The following is a 17646-nucleotide window of genomic DNA, read 5'->3' on the forward strand; positions in this document are numbered from 1 at the left end:
ACAGCCTGCAAAAAAAATTTCCGGCGGTTTGTCGATCCGGGCCATCGCACTTCGACTAATGGGGGTACGAGGTCGCCAAGCCGGGAGCCGAGCATGAAATACCTCTGCCTGATCTACGTCGACGACGCGCGCATCGCCAGCTTGCCGGCCCCGGTTTTCCGCCAGGTGATCGATGAGTGCCGCTGCAATGAACAGCGCTTGCGCGAGAACGGCCGGTTACTGGCATCGCAGGCCCTGGAACCGGTGGCCACAGCCACTACGCTGCGTCATGTCGATGGCTCACTGGCGATCACTGACGGGCCGTTCGCCGAGACCAAGGAGCACCTGGGCGGCTTCGTGCTGCTGGAGGCGCGCGATCTCAACGAGGCGTTGCAGATCGCCGGGCGGATTCCCTCGGGACGGCTGGGTTGCATCGAGGTTCGCGCGGTCCGCGACTGGGACCGTTACTTCGCCGGGCAATAGTCCAGGCGACAACATCAGGAGGATGTCATGTTGAAGTGGATTGCATTGGTCGTGGCGGTGCTGGTGGTTGTGGTGCTGGTTCTGGCGGCCAGCCGCCCGGACAGTTTCCGGGTGCAGCGCACGGTGCGCATCCAGGCGCCACCGGAGAAGGTCCACGCGTACATCGAGGACTTCCACCTGTGGCCGCAGTGGTCGCCCTTCGAGAAGCTCGACCCGGGTATGAAACGCACTTTCTCCGGCGCCGCCAAGGGCCAGGGCGCGGTGTACGCCTGGGCCGGCAACAGCAAGGCCGGGGAAGGGCGCATGGAGATCGTCGAGACCACGCCGGCGACGCGGCTGGTCATCGCGCTGGACTTCCTCAAGCCGTTCAAGGCCAGCAACACCGCCGAGTTCACGCTGCTGCCCAGCGACGGTGGCACGGAGGTGACCTGGGCGATGTACGGCCCTTCGCCTTTCGTGACGAAGATCATCCATCTGTTCTTCAGCATGGACGGCATGGTCGGCAAGGACTCCGAGGCGGGCCTGGCCAACCTCAAGCGGCTCAGCGAACAGGGCTGAGTGTTTTTCCGGCGACTTTCGAGGAGCTCTGCCATGTGTCCCTTGTGCATTTCCACCCTGGCGCTGGCGGTGACCGGCGCTATTTCCGCCGGCGGCGCCAGCGCGTTCGCCATCACCCGGTTGCGCGGCCTGCGCCGCGCGCGTGCCAACCTGCCTACGGGGTGTCCCCAGGAGCGTGCAGCATGAATCTTGCCAACCAGGCTTTCCCCCGCGTGGTTTCCCGTGATGAATGGCTGCAGGCGCGCAAGCGTCTGCTGGAGCAGGAGAAGGCCGCCACCCAGGCGCGCGATGCGCTGAGCGCGGTACGCCGCGCACTGCCGGTGGTGCGCATCGACAAGGACTACCGCTTCGAAGGTCCGCGAGGCCCGCTGCGCCTGGTGGACCTGTTCGAGGGGCGGCCGCAACTGATCGTCTATCACTTCATGTTCCACCGCGACACGGCGCTGGGCTGCGAGGGCTGCTCGTTCCTGATCGACAACCTGGGCCGCCTGGAACACCTGCATGCGCGCGGGACTACGCTGGCGATGGTGTCCCGCGCGCCGCTGGATGAGATCGCGCCGTTCCGTGAGCGCATGGGCTGGAGCCTGCCGTGGTATTCGTCGTTCGGTAGCGATTTCAACTACGACTTCCATGTGACCATCGACGAGAAGGTCGCACCGGTGGAGTACAACTACCGCGACAAGGCGGAGCTGGAACGCCTGGGGCAGGGCTACCACGTGCAGGGCGAGCAGCCGGGCATGAGTGTGTTCCTGCGCGACGGCGATACGGTATTCCACAGCTACTCGACCTTCGGGCGCGGGCTTGAGGCGCCGCTGTTCACCTACCATCTGCTCGACCTCACGCCCTTGGGGCGTGGCGAGGGCTGGGGCGGCATGCCGGACTACGAAGGCAAGGGCATGAACTGGACGCGCTTCCACGACGAGTACGAGGAGCCTGCCAGGCCGCACGGTTGCTGTGCGTCGTAACGCAAGAGGAGGAAATTGCCATGACTTCCGCCGACGACACCGAACTGCACGCGCTGCTCGATAGCTGGCTGAGCGCCGTGCTCGCCGCCGATGTGGCGGCCATCACCAGCCACTACAGCCGCGACATACTCGCCTTCGATGCGGTGAAGCAGTTGCAGTTCAAGGGCGTGGAGGCCTACGGCAGGCATTGGGAGGAGTGCATGCGGATGTGTACCGAACATACGTTCGAGATACACGAGCTGAGCTTCGAGGCCGGCAGCGATATCGCATTCGGCCATTACCTGGCTTACTGCGGCGGCACCGACGAGAAGGGCCAGCGCAACGCCTCATGGGCGCGCGTGACGGTCTGTCTGCGCCGGGAAGAGGGGCAGTGGAAGATCGCCCATGAGCATTTCTCCATTCCCTTCGACCCGGCGACGGGGCAATTGCTGTTCGATGCCAGGCCCTGAGGCGCCTGCTGTGCGAATCATCCGCCCGGCCTTTGCGCTACGGGGCGGTGGCGTTGCGTCCGGGCTTTGCGGGCGGGGGAAACACGCTGCAACGATCTGCTGCCGGCGCACATTCGTCCGCCCGCTTCCCGCGGCGTGGAAAAGCGGAGCAGGATAGGGGCTTCCCTCAGCCGCCACGGACTACCGGCCAGCATGCACGACTATGCTCCCCAGGCTCTGCGCGATGTGGTCGACGATGTGTACCGGCGCGAGTCGCGCCGCGTGCTCGCCACGTTGATTCGCCTGCTGGGCGATTTCGATCTGGCCGAGGAGGCGCTGCACGAGGCGTTCGTCGCCGCGGTGGAGCAGTGGCGGCGCGATGGAGTGCCGGCCAATCCGCGCGCCTGGCTGGTGTCGGCCGGGCGCTTCAAGGCGATCGACGGCCTGCGCCGGCGTTCGCGTTTCGATGCGTCGCTGTTGCAGATCGCCGAGCAACTGGAGATCGATACGCAGTCGGTGGAGGAACAGGCCGACGCGAGCGTCGAGGACGACCGCCTGCGGCTGATCTTCACCTGCTGCCATCCGGCCTTGTCCGCGGATGCGCAGGTGCCGCTGACCCTGCGGGAAGTCTGCGACCTGAAGACCGAGGAAATCGCCCGCGCGTACCTGGTGACGCCCTCGACCATCGCCCAGCGCATCGTCCGCGCCAAGGCGAAGATCCGCGACGCGAAGATTCCCTATCAAGTGCCGGAGGCCGCCGAGTTGCCCAGCCGCCTGGCCAGCGTGCTGCGGGTGATCTACCTGGTGTTCAACGAGGGCTACTCGGCTTCCGCCGGCGACTCGCTGACCCGCACCGATCTGTCGGCCGAGGCGATCCGCCTTGGCCGGCAGTTGCTCGAACTGCTGCCTGAAGCGGAGGTGATGGGGCTGCTGGCGCTGATGCTGTTGCATGAGTCGCGGCGCGAAGCGCGCACTGGCGAGGACGGCCAGTTGGTTCTGCTGGAGCACCAGGACCGCCGCCGCTGGGACGGGGCGCAGATCGACGAGGGCCGCCGGTTGATCGAGGCCGCGCTGGCGACCCGGCGGGTAGGCCCGTACACGCTGCAGGCGGCGATCTCGGCGGTGCATGCGGTGGCGCCGGATATCGCCGGCACCGACTGGGCGGAGATCGTTGGCCTCTACGATATGCTGCTGGGCATCCAGCCGTCGCCGGTGATCGAGTTGAACCGCGCGGTGGCGCTGGCCATGCGCGACGGACCTGCGGCGGGGCTTGAGCAGGTAGATGCGATTCTGGCCCGTGGCGAGTTGCAGGATTACCACCTGGCCCACGCGGCCCGCGCCGACCTGTGCCGGCGACTTTCGCGTCGCGAGGATGCGCGCGCCGCCTATGTCCGAGCGCTGAACCTGGTGCGCCAGGAGCCGGAGCGGCGTTTTCTCGAACAGCGCCTGCGCGAACTGGACGAGTGATCCACCCGCCATTCGACAATGTGCCAGAGGCGGCTCTGCCATCATCGCCGGCCACGCGTCCAGGCCGCATCCCGCGGGCCCTCCGGCCTTCCGCCGTGAAGTGGGCCAACTGGCCGGACGGCGATTCAATCCACGGCTACGCTGAATCATGGGGACTACCCACGTCGGCCCGGCTTGCGGCGACGAGGTGCGCGCAGGAGCCGTTCGCTGGAGGGGAGAGCGGCATTTCGCTGCGTTGGCCGAGGGTGCCGGGGTAGCCCGACCGACCACCAGATCACATTGATGCAGCCCGACCCTTGGGGGGATGGGCGGACCCGGTGTGCCCGGTAGCGGGAGCATTACAGTGGGCCCGGCGGCGTTGACGCCGGAATAAGAGGTTCTGAACAAATGGCCGTTCTGGAGAAAGACCATGCTTGATTACATTGCCCTGGGCATTTTGTGCTTTGCGGCGGTGGTGCTGTTCTACGGCATCATCGTGCTGCACGACATTCCCTACGAGATCGCGGTGCACCGCAATCACCCCCATCAGGACGCGATCCACGCCGCCGGCTGGGTCAGTCTGTTCACCCTGCACGCCTTGTGGCCGTTCCTCTGGATCTGGGCGATGCTCTACCGCGAGGACCGCGGCTGGGGTTTTGGTGCCGGAGGTGCGCCCAAGGAACACGTGCGGCACCTGGAGGCTCAGGTCAGTGAGCTTCAGGCGCGCCTGGCGGCCATCGAGGCAGCGTTGCCCGCACGGCAGCAGGGCGCCTCGGCGGAAGGGGAGAGCTGATCATGGATCTGTTGCTCATTCTTACCTACTCCGCTTTCTGCATCGCGATCTTCAAGATATTCCGCATCCCGCTGAACAAGTGGACGGTGCCGACCGCCGTGCTGGGCGGGGTGGTGCTGATCGGTGCGCTGATCTTCGCGATGAACTACAACCACCCCTACAGCGAAGTGGCGCGCACCTACTTCGTTTCCACCCCGGTCGTTCCAGTGGTGTCTGGCGATGTGATCGATGTGCCGGTGAAGGGCAACCAGATGTTGAGCAAGGGTGACGTACTGTTCCAGATCGATCCCGCGCCCTTCCAGGACCGGGTGAAGTCGTTGCAGGCGCAGATCGTCTCCGCGCGGGCCGACCTTGGCCGCGCCAGCGAGTTGTATAACCGCAACGTCGGCAACCGCCGCGATGTCGATGTGCTCAACGCTCGTGTCAGCGATCTCTCGGCGCAACTCTCCACTGCCCAGTACAACCTCGACCACACCACGGTACGGGCGCCGACGCGCGGCTACGTCACCCACGTGTCGCTGCGTCCGGGCATGCGCGTGAGTAAGCTGCCGCTCAAGCCGCCGATGGTGTTCATCCCCGACGAGGGCCACTACTTCGTGGCCTGGATGCGGCAGAACAGCCAGTTGCGCCTGGCTGTGGGCGACGAGGCGGAAGTGGCGTTCGACGGTCTGCCGGGGCAGGTCTTCAGCGGCAAGGTCAAGCAGGTCATCGCGGTGATCGGCGAGGGCCAGGTGCAGCCGTCCAGCACGCTGATCAGCTACAGCACGTCATCGCCGCCCGGGCGGGTGCCGGTGATGATCGAGATCACCGATCCGGCGTACGAGCAGTACAAGAGCCTGATGCCCGGCGGTTCCTATGGCCAGGCGGCGATCTACACCGAACACTTCCATCACGTGGCGATCATGCGCAAGATTCTCCTGCGCATGGCGGCCTGGATGAACTACATCTTCCCGTTCCATTGACGGCCTTGGCCGCCATGCGCCTGTCGCAGCGGCGGCCTATCCTCGGGCGGTTTCGGCCGCCCGGGAGGGGTGCGCCTTTGGCTGGGAGGCCGCTCCAGCGCAGGTCTTGGCCCAGCCGGAGCGAAGCGTCCGCCGCCACCCGCGTGGGTCCGTGCGGCCTGTTCCCGATCTTCCCGCGCCTGGCTGGCCTCGTTCGGTGGTGTGGCGCTGGGTATGCCGCTACAGGCTGCTCACCAGGTGGCCGCCGTCCACTGCCAGTACCGCGCCGGTCATGAAGGCGCCGGCATCGCTGGCCAGCAGCAGGAACGGGCCTTCCAGTTCGCTCAACCGGCCCAGGCGGCGCATCGGCACGGTGTCGCGAATGTACGCGTGGCCCTTCTCGCTGTCGAAGTAGGCGTCGTTCATCTCGGTCTTGAAGTAGCCCGGTGCGATGGCGTTGACTCGTACCTGGTAGCGCGCCAGTTCCAGCGCGAGGGACTTGCTCAGTTGTACTACGCCGGCCTTGGCCGCGCAGTAGTGGCTGTAGCCGCTGCCCACGCGCAGGCCGAGGATCGAGGCGATATTGACGATACTGCCGCCGCGTCTGGCCTTGGCCAGCCGCTGCGCCGCGCACTGGGCGACGCGCCAGACGCCGTCCAGGTTGGTGGAGAGCATGGCGCGCCAGTCGTCTTCGCTGACATCCAGGGCGCGCTGGCCGTTGCCGATGCCGGCATTGTTGAGCACCACGTCCACCACGCCGAATTGCGCCTCGGCGCTGTCGAAGGCGGCTTCGACGCTGGCGCGGTCGGTCACATCCAGCGCCACTGCGAGAGCTTCGCCACCATCGCCGCGGATGGCCTCGGCCAGTTGCGCCAGCCGCTCGGTGCGCCGCGCCGCCAGCACCACGCGGGCACCAGCGGTGGCGGCCACGCGCGCCAGGTGCGCGCCGATGCCGCTGGAGGCCCCGGTGACCAGTACGGTCTTGCCGGCGAGGGAGAAGAGGTCGTTGCTCATGGCTGCACCTTGTTCGTCAGAGTGAAATCGCTGGCCGCCAAGGGTAGCCCGAGATGCTCTCAAGAGCGCGCAGGGCGCGCCATTCGCGTGGCTGATGACGTTGGCGGCATGGGTATCGCCCAGGCTTCGCTGCTGCCTGCGGCTACGCGCGCTCACGACCGGGGAGCCCGACGCGATGCCCATCGATGAGTAGGTCATGAGCGCAATCGTGCGCATGGCGCGCTGCTGCAGTTTGTCATCGAGCACCAAACGAAAAGCCCGGCGCAAGGCCGGGCTTTTCATGACGCGGGAAGCGGATCAGGCAGCGAGTGCGCGGGCCTGCTTCTTCTTCACCTGTGCGCGGCAGGCATCGCCGAACGCCTTGAAGATCTTCACCGAGTCGGGGTTCTTCGCGGCTTGCCACTCCGGGTGCCATTGCACCGCGAAGAGGAAGGGCGACAGGGAGGGAGCGTGGATCGCTTCCACCAGGCCGTCCTCGGCGTGGGCGATGGCTTCGATGCCCTTGCCCAGGTTCTTCAGGCCCTGGCCATGCAGCGAGTTGACGCGGATCTCGTCACCCAGCAGCTGCTGCAGCCAGCTGCCCTGGACCGGGCGAACGCCGTGGACCGGGCTGTACTGCACGTCGACCGGGTCATCGGGATTCTCGCGATGGTCATTGAAGCCAGGCTCGGCATAGACCTTCTGGTAGATGTCGCCGCCCAGGGCAACGTTGATTTCCTGCATGCCGCGGCAGATGCCGAAGATCGGCAGGCCACGGGCGATGGCAGCCTTGATCAGCGGGATGTCGAAGTTGTCGCGGTCCTTGTCCTGGCCCTTGCCGGGAGTCTGGTTCTCCTGGCCGTACAGGGTCGGATCGATATTGCTGCCGGCGCCGGTCAGGTACACGCCGTCGGCCATGTCCAGGTACTGCTCGAGGTCTTCGATGCCGCAGCAGGTCGGTACCAGTACCGGCACGCAATCGGACTGCTCGACCAGGGGCACGATGTATTTGTGGGTCATTACCTGATAGTCGTGGCCTTTGCGCTCTTGGCTGCCCATGGACATCAGGACGACGGGTTTACGGAGGGTCTGTTTCTTGTTGCCAATGTTGCTGTTGGACATATGTCACCTTTGGACGAGCTGCAGCCCATCGTTTTTGTGCAGGCGCGCCCGCTCGAGGCAGCGCTACCTGAGGTTTCGAGCACTGCCGGGAGCGCACAGAAGGCGATATTTCCCGGTCGAAACCTGCCTACCAGCCTGCCAGAGCCGTTAAATATGTCAAACGAATTCGCTAGGCGGCGTCAAAAATAATGGCCGAAATCTTGTTGGACAATGCTGGTAATCTATTGTTTTTAAAGGATTTTTATAAATATCGATTCAGCGTAAAAAGTCCATTATTTACAACGCCTGAAAATAATGGTGAAAAATTCTGCACGCTTTTTCACGATAGAAATCGAGCGCGCCGCCCGGCACGCTCTGCTGCGCGGGTTGCCGCTCAGTAGCACTCGATGCGGTTGCGGCCGTTCTGCTTGGCGCGGCCAGTCGCCCGAGCAGGCGCTGACCACGATCTGCGACCGCCTCGTCGGCGGGCTGGCCAATGCCGGCGTGAAAGCCCGGCGTCTCGGCGCGGCGGACATTCACGCCTGGCTGCTGCGCTGGTTCAACCCGAATCCGACCTTGCTCGGCGCCACCGCCGAAGACCGGGAACGCTTCTACGCGCTGACCCGCTACCCGGAAGAGCGGGAGGAGGGCGAGATCGAACTCGCCAGCGGCACCGACTTCGCACAACGGCTGTTCTTCGGCCAGCCCCGTTCGGACGTGCCCAACGGCCTGTGGTTCTTCGACAGCATGCCGCATCGGGTGATCGTGATGGATCGCCTGCGCACGCCACCCGTGACGGGCCATCTGACGGGCGAGACGCGCAAAGGCGGCGATGCCATGAACGCGCTGTTCGACCAGATGCCCGAGGACACGGTGATGTGCCTGACGCTGGTCGCCACGCCCCAGGACGTGCTGGAGGCGCACCTCAACCACCTCGCCAGGAAGGCCGTCGGCGAGACCCTGGCCTCGGAGCAGACCCGGCAGGACGTGCAGCAGGCGCGCGGCCTGATCGGCAGCGCGCACAAGCTCTACCGCAGCGCGCTGGCGTTCTACCTGCGCGGGCGCGATCTGGCCCAGCTTGATGCGCGCGGCCTGCAGCTCGTCAACGTGATGCTCAACGCCGGCCTGCAACCGGTACGCGAAGAGGACGAGGTGGCGCCGCTGAACAGCTATCTGCGCTGGCTGCCGTGCGTGTTCGATCCGGCTGCCGACAAGCGCCAGTGGTACACCCAGCTCATGTTCGCGCAACATACGGCGAACCTCGCGCCGGTCTGGGGCCGCAGCCAGGGAACGGGGCATCCGGGCATCACCTTCTTCAACCGCGGCGGCGGGCCGATCACCTTCGATCCGTTGAACCGCCTCGACCGGCAGATGAACGCGCATCTGTTCCTGTTCGGCCCCACGGGTTCGGGCAAGAGCGCGACGCTCAACAACATCCTGAACCAGGTGACGGCGATCTATCGGCCGCGCCTGTTCATCGTCGAGGCTGGCAACAGCTTCGGCCTGTTCGGCGACTTCGCGGCACGGCTGGGTCTCACCGTGCATCGGGTGAAGCTCGCGCCGGGCGCGGGCGTCAGTCTGGCTCCCTTCGCCGACGCCTGGCGCCTGGTCGATACACCGAGCCAGGTACAGACGCTGGACGCCGATGCGCTCGACGAAGACCAGACCGATGCCGGCATGGCCGTGGAAGGCGATGAGCAGCGTGACGTGCTCGGCGAGCTGGAGATCACTGCACGACTGATGATCACCGGCGGCGAGGACAAGGAAGAAGCGCGCATGACGCGCGCCGACCGCAGCCTGATCCGCCAGTGCATTCTCGATGCGGCCCAGCGTTGCGTGGCGGACAGACGCACGGTGCTCACGCGCGATGTGCGCGACGCGCTGCGCGAGCGCGCCCGCGACGCCACGCTGCCGGAGATGCGGCGCGCACGGCTGCTGGAGATGGCCGACGCCATGGACATGTTCTGCCAGGGCGTGGACGGCGAGATGTTCGACCGGTCCGGCACGCCGTGGCCCGAGGCGGACATCACCATCGTGGATTTGGCCACTTTTGCGCGCGAGGGCTACAACGCCCAACTCTCGATTGCCTACATCTCGCTCATCAACACGGTCAATAACATCGCCGAGCGCGACCAGTTCCTGGGCCGCCCGATCATCAACGTGACGGACGAAGGCCACATCATCACGAAGAACCCGCTGCTCGCGCCCTACGTGGTCAAGATCACCAAGATGTGGCGCAAGCTCGGCGCCTGGTTCTGGCTCGCCACGCAGAACCTGGACGACCTGCCGAAAGCGGCCGAGCCCATGCTCAACATGATCGAGTGGTGGATCTGCCTGTCGATGCCGCCCGATGAGGTCGAGAAGATCGCGCGCTTCCGCGAACTCAACGCGTCGCAGAAGGCGCTGATGCTCTCGGCCCGCAAGGAGGCCGGCAAGTTCAGCGAGGGCGTCATCCTGTCCAAGTCGATGGAGGTGCTGTTCCGCGCCGTGCCGCCCAGCCTCTACCTGGCGATGGCGATGACCGAGCCCGAGGAGAAGGCCGAACGCTTCCAGTTGATGCAGCAGCACGGCATCAGCGAGCTGGATGCCGCCTTCCGCGTGGCCGAGAAGATCGACCGTGCGCGGGGCATCGAACCTCTGACGCTGGACACGTTGGCCTGACGGGAGCAACACGATGCGCATGCCTTCATTCGCCCGCCGTCATTCCTGGATCGGTCTGCTGATCGTGGCGACGACTGGGGTTGCCTCGTGGATGCTGCTGCGCGCGCCGCATCCGGCAACCGAGCCCATGTCCCTGGCCGCCGCCGGGTCCGAAGCGTCGAAACCGGCCGGCCCGCCCTGGCTGTATGGCCGTGCCGATGCGCGCTTCACGGTGGTCGGGTACGCCGACCTGGAGTGTCCGTACTGCCGGGCCTACTTCCCCGCGCTCAAGCGCTGGATCGACGCCCATCCCGAGGTGAACTGGCAGTGGCACCACCTGCCGCTGTCCATGCACGAGCCGGCCGCGACCGCCGCGGCACGCCTGGCCGAGTGCGCGGGCGAGACGGGCGGACATGCCACGTTCTGGCAGGCCGTGGCGTGGCTCTACTCGAATACCCGTGGCGACGGCCAGGGCCTGCCGGAGGGCCTGCGCTATCCCGACCTCACACCAACCATGCAGGGTTGTCTCGACAGCGATCGCCCCGATGCGGTCATCCGTGCCCAGGCGGCGGAAGCGGCACAGCAGGGCATCGCGGCGACGCCGGCCTTGCAACTGCGCGACCGCGAGTCCGGCAAGACCCTCCTGCTGCACGGTCCCGTCGAAGGCGATGCCTTGCTGTCTGCCATCGATCTGCTCGCCGCCGGCAGCACGACCGCAGCCGAACCCACCCATTCCCCAGACATGCCCGCCGGCGTTGCCGGTGACATGCCCAGGTAGCCATCGATCTTCAAGGCTGCGGCGCGGCTCGTCCGCGTTGATCGAAACCCGTTCGCATCGCATCCCTTGACGCGAACAGCCACCGCACCTGCGGTGGTGGATGCCCGCTCGTCACCTGTTCCATCCACATCGTCCCCAGGAGGGTTTGCCCTCCAGGGGCAGGCGCCCTCCGATCTCATCCATTGGAGGTTCGCCATGTCTCTCGTCATCGCCGACTCCCGCCCGGAGTCGCTCACCCTGATCGCCGCCCAGCACGAAGACTGGATCATCCGGCAGGCCATCACCCTGCTGGAGAACCGCGTGTTCAAGGCCGGTCCAGCGCTGGGCAGTCCCGCCGCCGTGCGCGACTACCTGCGCCTGAAACTGGTCGCGGAGCCGAACGAAATCTTCGCCGTCGTGTTTCTCGACAACCAGCACCAGGTGCTCGCCTTTGAGCCGCTGTTCAAGGGCACGGTCGACCAGACTTCGGTGTATCCGAGGGTGGTGGTCCAGCGTGCGCTGGCGCTCAACGCTTCGGCGCTGATCCTGGCGCATCAGCACCCCTCGGGGAACACCGAGCCCTCGGCCGCTGATCGTGCGATCACCGAGCGGCTGAAGAGCGCCCTGGCCACCGTCGATGTCCGGGTGCTGGATCACTTCATCGTCGGCAAGGGCAGCCCGTACTCGTTCGCCGAAGCCGGCTTGTTGTAATCCGCAGGCGTCCCTTCCGGGGGCGCCTGTTCCTCTTGCCCCTCTCCACGAGAACTACCATGAACGGTTCCGGTTGCCACCCTTGCGATGCGCTCTGATGGTCACGATTTCGGAAGCTTGAAAGCTTGCGGGATACGCGGCTGAACCGGCCTTTATTTGTTGAGAGGCACACCTTTACATGGCAGAATGTGCGTATTTTCTAGTTGCCAGCAACGCGAATGTCTGCCGTCACCGCCATCCAGTACACTCAGGATCAGATGCGTACGCTAACCGGCGTGTCCGCCGAAACGGTGCGGCATTGGCGCAAGACCGTGCCCTACTTGGCGTCCAAGACCGGGAAGGCTGCCCGATTCACCTTCGCCGATCTCCTTGGCTTGGCCGTTACCAATGAGCTGGTCAGCTCATTGGGCGTGCACATCGCCACCGTCAGCGTCGGCGTGGACGCGCTTTTTCGGTTGCTGAGCACCAGTGGCGCGTTGGCGCTGAACGGGTCTGTGGCGTTCGTGACGTCCACTTCGGCGACCCTGTGCGATATCGGCCCCGAGGGGGTTGGGCCGGCGCCGGCCCAACCGACTCTCGTGATCCCGCTCGATCCGTTGATCATGCGGCTTCAGCAGTACATGCTGCCGATCGTCCCGACGCCGAGCCAGGCAGCGTTGCCGTTTCCACCCGAAGCTATCCGGAGTAGGGCGTGAACACTGCCACGCTGGAACAGGTGCTCGCCGCAACCGGCTACCTGCCGGACGGGCGACCCGCGCCCGGCCTTCGGTTGGGGGCTGAGGCGCAGTCCTCGCGCCACGGCCGCGTTTTTGTTCCGGACGCATTGTGGCGCAGCGCGTCGTCGTTGACCGTCTACTTCAAGTTTGAGCAAAGCGCGCCTGCAGACGATCTGGTCAGCCAGTGGCGACGAGAGGTCTGGAACGAGGGGTTCGCGCCGTTGCTGTGGGTGATCTCGCCGCAGCGTATCGACCTGTACAACGGTTTCGGCACGCCCGCGAAAGAAGGCGATGCCCAGAGACATTTGATTCGGCGTTTCGAGAACATCGAAGCTTCGCTTCATGAACTGGACGAGTTGGCCGGCCGACTGGCGATCGAGACAGGCCAATTCTGGGCCCAGGTGCCGGCCATCGATCGCAAGACCAGCGTCGATCAGAAGCTCCTGTCTGACCTTGGATGTCTCGAACGCGATTTGGTCGCAGGCAATCTCGCGCGCGATGCGGCGCAGGCCTTGATTGGGCGCGTGATCTTCACCCAGTACCTGATTGACCGCGAGATCGTCAGTGCGGCGCGGTTGAAGCGGGTATGCGGCCCCACGGCGTTGCCGGCGATCCTGCGCGACCGGCCAGCGACCAGCAAGCTGTTCGCATGGCTGGCCCAGACCTTCAACGGCGATATGTTTCCGCCCTCGTCGGTGAAAACGACACCAGCAGCTCACCATTTGACGCGGGTTGCGGAGTTCCTGGAGGCTGTCGATCCTGAAAGCGGGCAACTCAGCTTCTTCCCCTACCAGTTCGACGTGATTCCGGTCGAGCTCATCAGCTCGATCTACGAGCAGTTTGCACATGCTGAGCCGCAGACTGGAGGAAAGCGCACAGAAGCGTTGCGAAACGGCGTGCACTACACGCGACTGTCCGTCGTCTCGCTGGTCCTCGATGAGGTCATGGATGGTCTATCTGGACGGGAGTCGGTGCTGGATTTGACGTGCGGCTCCGGTGTCTTCCTGGTCGAAGCGCTGCGGCGCTTGGTTCATCTTCGCTCGCAAGGTCAGCCGCTCACGAGGGAGCTGATCCGCTCGACGCTCTACGGGCAGGTGTATGGCGTAGACATTAGCGAAGCCGCGATTCGCGTCGCTGCGTTCAGCCTGTACCTGGCTGCGCTTGAGCTGGACCCTGACCCGCAACCACCGCAGTCCCTGAAGTTCCAGCCATTGATCGGCAGGACATTGCTCGTCGGTGACGCTCGTACTGTCGAACGTGATGGAGATGGCAAGGCCGTGCTGGCGACGCCGACAGGGCTGAAGCAGTTCGACCTTATCGTGGGCAATCCCCCTTGGAGCTTTAAGGGGCAGACAGGAACCGAAGCGCGGCGCAAGACCAGGGTTGCGGGCGTACCTGCGCAACCGCGCGGTGAAGGCTTGGATTTCGTGTTGCGAGCGGCGGAGTTCTCACATGAGAAGACCCGTTTCGGCATCATTCTTAGCGCGATGCCGTTCTTCAGCCGCAGCGGCACCGGCATGGCAGCAGCTCAGCATGTGATGCGAGCCGTGGCTCCGATCACCTTGGTAAATCTGTCCAATTTGTGCAGTTGGCTCTTCGCGACTGCAGCCATGCCCGCAGTGGTTCTCTTTGCCCGTCATCGACCGAAGCAGCGAACGGATCAGGTCACGGTCGTTCAGATCCCGTGGACGCCCAGCGGTGCAAGGACTCATTCGTTCGAGGTGGCGCCGAGTGACGTCATCACTTTGACACTCGACGAGATCCAAGAACAGCCGTTGAAGCTCAAGGCAGCAGCCGTTGGCCGGCGCCGTGACCTCCTATTGCTGGATGACTTGACTTCGGCCCACAGAAATCTGGGCGAGCAACTCTCATTACTCGACACTACCTTCCAGGTTGGATTGATTCGCGGGGCCCCAGAAAATCAGACGCGCGATGCTCGCCCGCTAAAAGGATTGGATGTACTGCAAGTCAAAGACATGCAGCACTTCAACATTCCCGGTGATTTGCCGACTTTCAGCCAATCGAAGGCACAATGGCCACGATCGCGGGAGATATATCAAGCCCCGCTTCTCATCGTGAAGGAAATGCTTCTGGGGAGTCCGCGCGTCTTGGCGGCCGTCTCCGAGCGGGATCTCGTCTTCACGAACTCATACTTCGCAGTGTCTCTTCCGAGAGGGCACACGCGGACGGCACATTTGCTTGCCACCGTGTTGAGTTCTGCTTTTGCGACATGGTTCTTCTATCTGACCGCTGCAGAGTTTGGAATCTACAAGAGGAAGCTGCTGGCTCGCGACCTCAGCTTCCTGCCGGTGCCTAATTTCACGAGCGCAGTGAAATCTGAGGCTGGCCAGCGCCTGCTGCAGATTGAGAAGAATCTGCGCGCCAACGGCACCGACGAGAGGGGATGGGCTGAACTGGACGAAGCTGTCTTCGATCTGTACGAACTGAACGATGCCGACCGAACTGTCATTCGAGACGGCCTCCTTCGCGCCGGGTGGCAATGGGAAGCCGGCCGCGAATCATCCGTGGAGCCATCGGACAGTCGTACTGAGGTCACGGCGTATGCCAAGACGTTCCTGTCCGTTATCGAGGATTGGCTTTCCGTTCGCAATAAGCGGCACATGCGCGCCGAAGTGTTCGACTTGCCAAGCAGTTCGGCCTTGCGCGTCGTGCGCTTTGTCTTGGAAGAGGGGCCGGGTAATGCGAGCGTGAGCGTCGTGGCACCACAAGGCGAATTGGGTGAAGTACTGACACGTATCGGCAGGCGCCTGAAAGTCAAGATTGCGACCGCGCTCAGTGCAGAGCGGGAATTGCGAGTACACGGACGCAACGAAGTCGTGATCATCAAGCCAGCAGCGCGGCGCTACTGGATGGGCATAGCGGCACTGGAAGATGCCGATGCAGTGGTCGCGGAGAGCTTTTCAGGGGGCAAAGTTTGAGGATCCCCTATGAGACACCTCCTGCACTGGGCAGAGAGTTCATTGAACTTGAGCCCGAGGTTGTGGCGGTCATTCTGCTGACACTGGCCGCAGGTTGGCAGCGAGCATGCGCAGCCGAGGACGTGAATGCCAACGCTGGAGAGGTAATCATGACCGAGCGCCTGCGAGACGGGATGCGCATTGCGCTGAAGAACTCCCCGTGGAAGCAGATTATGGTGCTGCCTGGCACGGAATCGCGATCTAAAAGCAACGTGATGCTGCCAGACGGACGTACCGACATCCCGCTGGCGTTCGTCGAAATTTTCTTGCGCACGCAGGAGCATGATCCGCACGCGATCATCGAATGCAAACGAATCGCCGGGTCGGACACTCACTTGTGTCGAGAGTACGTCGTCGAGGGCATGGATCGATTCATCCAGGAGAAGTACGGCGAGAATCATGCTATCGGCTTCATGGTGGGGTATGTTCTTGCCGGCGCTCCTTCGGAATCCGCGGATGGCGTCAACGCTTACTTGAGAAGAGTTTCGCGCTCGGTAGATCGCCTCGCCCCGAGCGACATCAGTGACGGGACTTGGCAGAGCCTACATGCACGCTCCAAGCCGTCGATGCCGATTCGCTTACAGCATGCGTTTCTTGGGTTCGCGGGCACCTCAGCGTCCCGCACCTGATCTCCGCCTCCGACAGGAGGCAATCACAACGCTCACAACGGCATAGGGTATGAAACCGGCAGGGGCCGGATGCGGTTTCTTTGTCGCGCTAGATCGGCACTTGAAGTCGACTGTGACTTTGATCGACTCCAAGGACGCCCGATATGCCGGCCCCCGTCTTCAAGGCTTCGCCCCGGCTGCCGACCATCAGCATTGCGCCCGGGCTGTGGGCAGTGCTGTTCATGTTTACCCAGACTGCAGCAGCCGACGTGCTCGTCGTCACCGACAGCCACCATCCGGTTCAGGCCTCTGTCGGCGTGCGGGTCATCGAGCTGGACCTGCCGGCGCGCATCGAGGCCAAGATCGCCACGGATCTGCCCAACGATCCTGACAAGGCGACTACTCTGGTGCGCCAGCGACTGCGCGATGGCGGCGATGCGCTACAACGCCGCATCGGCCATGCCTACCAAGGTGTCGCGGATGCCTGGGGACTGGGCATCGCCAAGATTCCCGCCGTGGTGGTCGATCGACGCTACGTGGTCTATGGCGAGCCCGACGTGTCCCGCGCCGTCGCGCGCATCAACGCCTACCGGAGCACGCAGCCATGAGCCTCCTGCTGGCACGCCGGCGCCTGCGCGCCACCGCCGCCTCGCTGCTGCTGAGCGCGGCCACGTCGACATTCGCCCTGGACACCGCCACCATCGTCTCGTCGGCGCTGTCCCCCGACTGCCTCGAATACCGCGTGGTCGGAATCTGCTACTGGCTGTACTGCACGCCCTTCGGCTGCTCGGTGCGCACCTCCGTCAAGGTGCGCCACTACGTCCCCGATGCGGTGGTGTCGAGCTACTCGAACACCGGCGAAAACCCGTGGCTGGAAGTCAGGGCGATGAGCATGCCCAACCCGAGCGCCAAGGCTGGCGGTGACGGCACGACCAATCACGACAACGAGAACAACCTCGCCAAGTTCAAGAACGCCGATGTCATCGGCCATCCGGCCGGGATGGTGTTCAGCCAGTTCGCCAGCGCCTCCGGTTACACCTGCGAAGGCGCGGGCACGGCCTTCATGCCGTATCTGCTGAGCACGCTCGACACGATCGCCTGGCGCTACAACATCCCGGAAGCGTTCTATCCCGAAGCGCTCATCCCCGGCCGGCGCGAAATCGGTACGCGCACTGGCCTGAACCTCTGGGGCAACGTGTATCCCCGCGGTGGCTTCCTGCACCAGACCGACGACCACAAGAGCGGCGCCGTGGTCGCGCAGCGCGCGGGCGACATCGTGACGCGCCGCAACCAGATTCACGTGTATCAGCCCCTGCTGGCCAACGCCCGCGACGGCTACTGGCCGGCCGGCGCGCTGATGGAGACCGACGCCTCGACGGGCAAGTGGCAGGAGCTGACGCCCACGCTCTCGAACAGTTGCGTGGTCTTCCCGCACAGCCGCACCCGCGTGCAGGCCCAGCAGGGCGACTACGCCTGGGCCTTGTGGCGGCCGTACTCCTGCTGCCGGCGCCGTGGCCAGGTCTTCCTCGGCAGCGTCGATTTCATGTGA

18 protein-coding genes and 1 pseudogene are annotated in these 17646 nt (G+C 64.5%); 16 read left to right on the forward strand and 3 right to left on the reverse strand.

What is annotated here, in order from left to right:
* The first annotated feature begins 93 nt into the window (after positions 1-93).
* The 8 genes from OU419_RS06245 (at position 94) to OU419_RS06280 (ending at position 5614) form a co-directional block, all read left to right on the forward strand.
* Positions 94-462 carry a YciI family protein gene (locus OU419_RS06245; protein WP_254471763.1) on the forward strand — a complete coding sequence of 123 codons (369 nt, stop codon included), beginning with the start codon at positions 94-96 and terminating at the stop codon, positions 460-462.
* A gap of 27 nt (positions 463-489) precedes the next feature.
* On the forward strand, positions 490-1020 hold the full coding sequence (locus tag OU419_RS06250; RefSeq protein WP_254471762.1) for an SRPBCC family protein: 531 nt from the start codon (positions 490-492) through the stop codon (positions 1018-1020).
* Positions 1021-1053: 33 nt separating this feature from the next.
* Complete coding sequence (locus OU419_RS06255; protein ID WP_254471761.1) at positions 1054-1206, forward strand: hypothetical protein; 153 nt, start codon at positions 1054-1056, stop codon at positions 1204-1206.
* Positions 1203-1985, forward strand: coding sequence for a DUF899 domain-containing protein (locus tag OU419_RS06260; protein ID WP_254471760.1), 783 nt, complete (start codon positions 1203-1205; stop codon positions 1983-1985). Before OU419_RS06255 ends, OU419_RS06260 begins: the two co-directional genes overlap by 4 nt.
* 20 nt (positions 1986-2005) lie before the next feature.
* Positions 2006-2434, forward strand: a complete 429-nt coding sequence (locus tag OU419_RS06265; RefSeq protein ID WP_254471759.1) for a YybH family protein — start codon at positions 2006-2008, stop codon at positions 2432-2434.
* A gap of 192 nt (positions 2435-2626) precedes the next feature.
* Entirely contained in the window at positions 2627-3880 is a 1254-nt protein-coding gene (locus tag OU419_RS06270; protein WP_254471758.1) for an RNA polymerase sigma factor, read from the forward strand.
* A gap of 409 nt (positions 3881-4289) precedes the next feature.
* Positions 4290-4652, forward strand: coding sequence for a DUF3302 domain-containing protein (locus tag OU419_RS06275; RefSeq protein WP_254471757.1), 363 nt, complete (start codon positions 4290-4292; stop codon positions 4650-4652).
* A gap of 2 nt (positions 4653-4654) precedes the next feature.
* Complete coding sequence (locus tag OU419_RS06280) at positions 4655-5614, forward strand: HlyD family secretion protein (RefSeq protein WP_254471756.1); 960 nt, start codon at positions 4655-4657, stop codon at positions 5612-5614.
* Positions 5615-5833: 219 nt separating this feature from the next.
* Here OU419_RS06280 and OU419_RS06285 read toward each other — a convergent pair whose 3' ends face one another.
* The 3 genes from OU419_RS06285 to OU419_RS06295 form a co-directional block, all read right to left on the reverse strand.
* A complete protein-coding gene (locus tag OU419_RS06285; RefSeq protein WP_254471755.1) occupies positions 5834-6607 on the reverse strand; it encodes an SDR family NAD(P)-dependent oxidoreductase in 774 nt (257 codons plus the stop codon).
* A gap of 297 nt (positions 6608-6904) precedes the next feature.
* The gene (locus OU419_RS06290) at positions 6905-7708 is read right to left on the reverse strand and encodes a gamma-glutamyl-gamma-aminobutyrate hydrolase family protein (protein WP_254471754.1); all 804 of its coding nucleotides are present in this window, start codon (positions 7706-7708) and stop codon (positions 6905-6907) included.
* Positions 7709-7984: 276 nt separating this feature from the next.
* A complete protein-coding gene (locus tag OU419_RS06295) occupies positions 7985-8227 on the reverse strand; it encodes a hypothetical protein (protein WP_254471823.1) in 243 nt (80 codons plus the stop codon).
* Here OU419_RS06295 and OU419_RS06300 point away from each other — a divergent pair.
* From OU419_RS06300 to OU419_RS06335, 8 genes and pseudogenes are all read left to right on the forward strand, one after another.
* Positions 8120-10348: pseudogene (locus tag OU419_RS06300) on the forward strand (conjugative transfer ATPase); the annotation flags it as partial. The gene OU419_RS06295 and the pseudogene OU419_RS06300 overlap by 108 nt on opposite strands.
* A gap of 13 nt (positions 10349-10361) precedes the next feature.
* On the forward strand, positions 10362-11105 hold the full coding sequence (locus tag OU419_RS06305) for a DsbA family protein (RefSeq protein ID WP_011805405.1): 744 nt from the start codon (positions 10362-10364) through the stop codon (positions 11103-11105).
* A 195-nt stretch (positions 11106-11300) separates the two neighbouring features.
* Positions 11301-11795, forward strand: a complete 495-nt coding sequence (gene radC / locus OU419_RS06310; protein ID WP_003292123.1) for a RadC family protein — start codon at positions 11301-11303, stop codon at positions 11793-11795.
* A 218-nt stretch (positions 11796-12013) separates the two neighbouring features.
* Positions 12014-12490, forward strand: coding sequence for a MerR family transcriptional regulator (locus OU419_RS06315; RefSeq protein WP_124082418.1), 477 nt, complete (start codon positions 12014-12016; stop codon positions 12488-12490).
* On the forward strand, positions 12487-15450 hold the full coding sequence (locus OU419_RS06320; RefSeq protein WP_252589921.1) for an HsdM family class I SAM-dependent methyltransferase: 2964 nt from the start codon (positions 12487-12489) through the stop codon (positions 15448-15450). Before OU419_RS06315 ends, OU419_RS06320 begins: the two co-directional genes overlap by 4 nt.
* Positions 15451-15599: 149 nt before the next feature.
* Positions 15600-16118, forward strand: coding sequence for a hypothetical protein (locus OU419_RS06325; protein WP_017462901.1), 519 nt, complete (start codon positions 15600-15602; stop codon positions 16116-16118).
* A gap of 143 nt (positions 16119-16261) precedes the next feature.
* Positions 16262-16705, forward strand: coding sequence for a TIGR03757 family integrating conjugative element protein (locus tag OU419_RS06330; RefSeq protein WP_124082416.1), 444 nt, complete (start codon positions 16262-16264; stop codon positions 16703-16705).
* Positions 16702-17646, forward strand: coding sequence for a TIGR03756 family integrating conjugative element protein (locus OU419_RS06335; protein WP_058149370.1), 945 nt, complete (start codon positions 16702-16704; stop codon positions 17644-17646). The genes OU419_RS06330 and OU419_RS06335 overlap by 4 nt, the downstream gene beginning before the upstream one ends.

Source organism: Pseudomonas triclosanedens (assembly GCF_026686735.1).
Classification (GTDB): domain Bacteria; phylum Pseudomonadota; class Gammaproteobacteria; order Pseudomonadales; family Pseudomonadaceae; genus Pseudomonas; species Pseudomonas triclosanedens.

Bases quoted from the DNA above. Each gene is read 5' to 3' on its own strand.
- OU419_RS06270 (WP_254471758.1), top strand. From the start codon at position 2,627: ATGCACGACTATGCTCCCCAGGCTCTGCGCGATGTGGTCGACGATGTG.
- OU419_RS06280 (WP_254471756.1), top strand. From the start codon at position 4,655: ATGGATCTGTTGCTCATTCTTACCTACTCCGCTTTCTGCATCGCGATC.
- OU419_RS06315 (WP_124082418.1), top strand. From the start codon at position 12,014: ATGTCTGCCGTCACCGCCATCCAGTACACTCAGGATCAGATGCGTACG.
- radC (WP_003292123.1), top strand. From the start codon at position 11,301: ATGTCTCTCGTCATCGCCGACTCCCGCCCGGAGTCGCTCACCCTGATC.
- OU419_RS06265 (WP_254471759.1), top strand. From the start codon at position 2,006: ATGACTTCCGCCGACGACACCGAACTGCACGCGCTGCTCGATAGCTGG.
- OU419_RS06285 (WP_254471755.1), bottom strand. From the start codon at position 6,607: ATGAGCAACGACCTCTTCTCCCTCGCCGGCAAGACCGTACTGGTCACC.
- OU419_RS06290 (WP_254471754.1), bottom strand. From the start codon at position 7,708: ATGTCCAACAGCAACATTGGCAACAAGAAACAGACCCTCCGTAAACCC.
- OU419_RS06255 (WP_254471761.1), top strand. From the start codon at position 1,054: ATGTGTCCCTTGTGCATTTCCACCCTGGCGCTGGCGGTGACCGGCGCT.
- OU419_RS06260 (WP_254471760.1), top strand. From the start codon at position 1,203: ATGAATCTTGCCAACCAGGCTTTCCCCCGCGTGGTTTCCCGTGATGAA.
- OU419_RS06335 (WP_058149370.1), top strand. From the start codon at position 16,702: ATGAGCCTCCTGCTGGCACGCCGGCGCCTGCGCGCCACCGCCGCCTCG.
- OU419_RS06330 (WP_124082416.1), top strand. From the start codon at position 16,262: ATGCCGGCCCCCGTCTTCAAGGCTTCGCCCCGGCTGCCGACCATCAGC.
- OU419_RS06275 (WP_254471757.1), top strand. From the start codon at position 4,290: ATGCTTGATTACATTGCCCTGGGCATTTTGTGCTTTGCGGCGGTGGTG.
- OU419_RS06305 (WP_011805405.1), top strand. From the start codon at position 10,362: ATGCGCATGCCTTCATTCGCCCGCCGTCATTCCTGGATCGGTCTGCTG.
- OU419_RS06325 (WP_017462901.1), top strand. From the start codon at position 15,600: ATGACCGAGCGCCTGCGAGACGGGATGCGCATTGCGCTGAAGAACTCC.
- OU419_RS06245 (WP_254471763.1), top strand. From the start codon at position 94: ATGAAATACCTCTGCCTGATCTACGTCGACGACGCGCGCATCGCCAGC.
- OU419_RS06250 (WP_254471762.1), top strand. From the start codon at position 490: ATGTTGAAGTGGATTGCATTGGTCGTGGCGGTGCTGGTGGTTGTGGTG.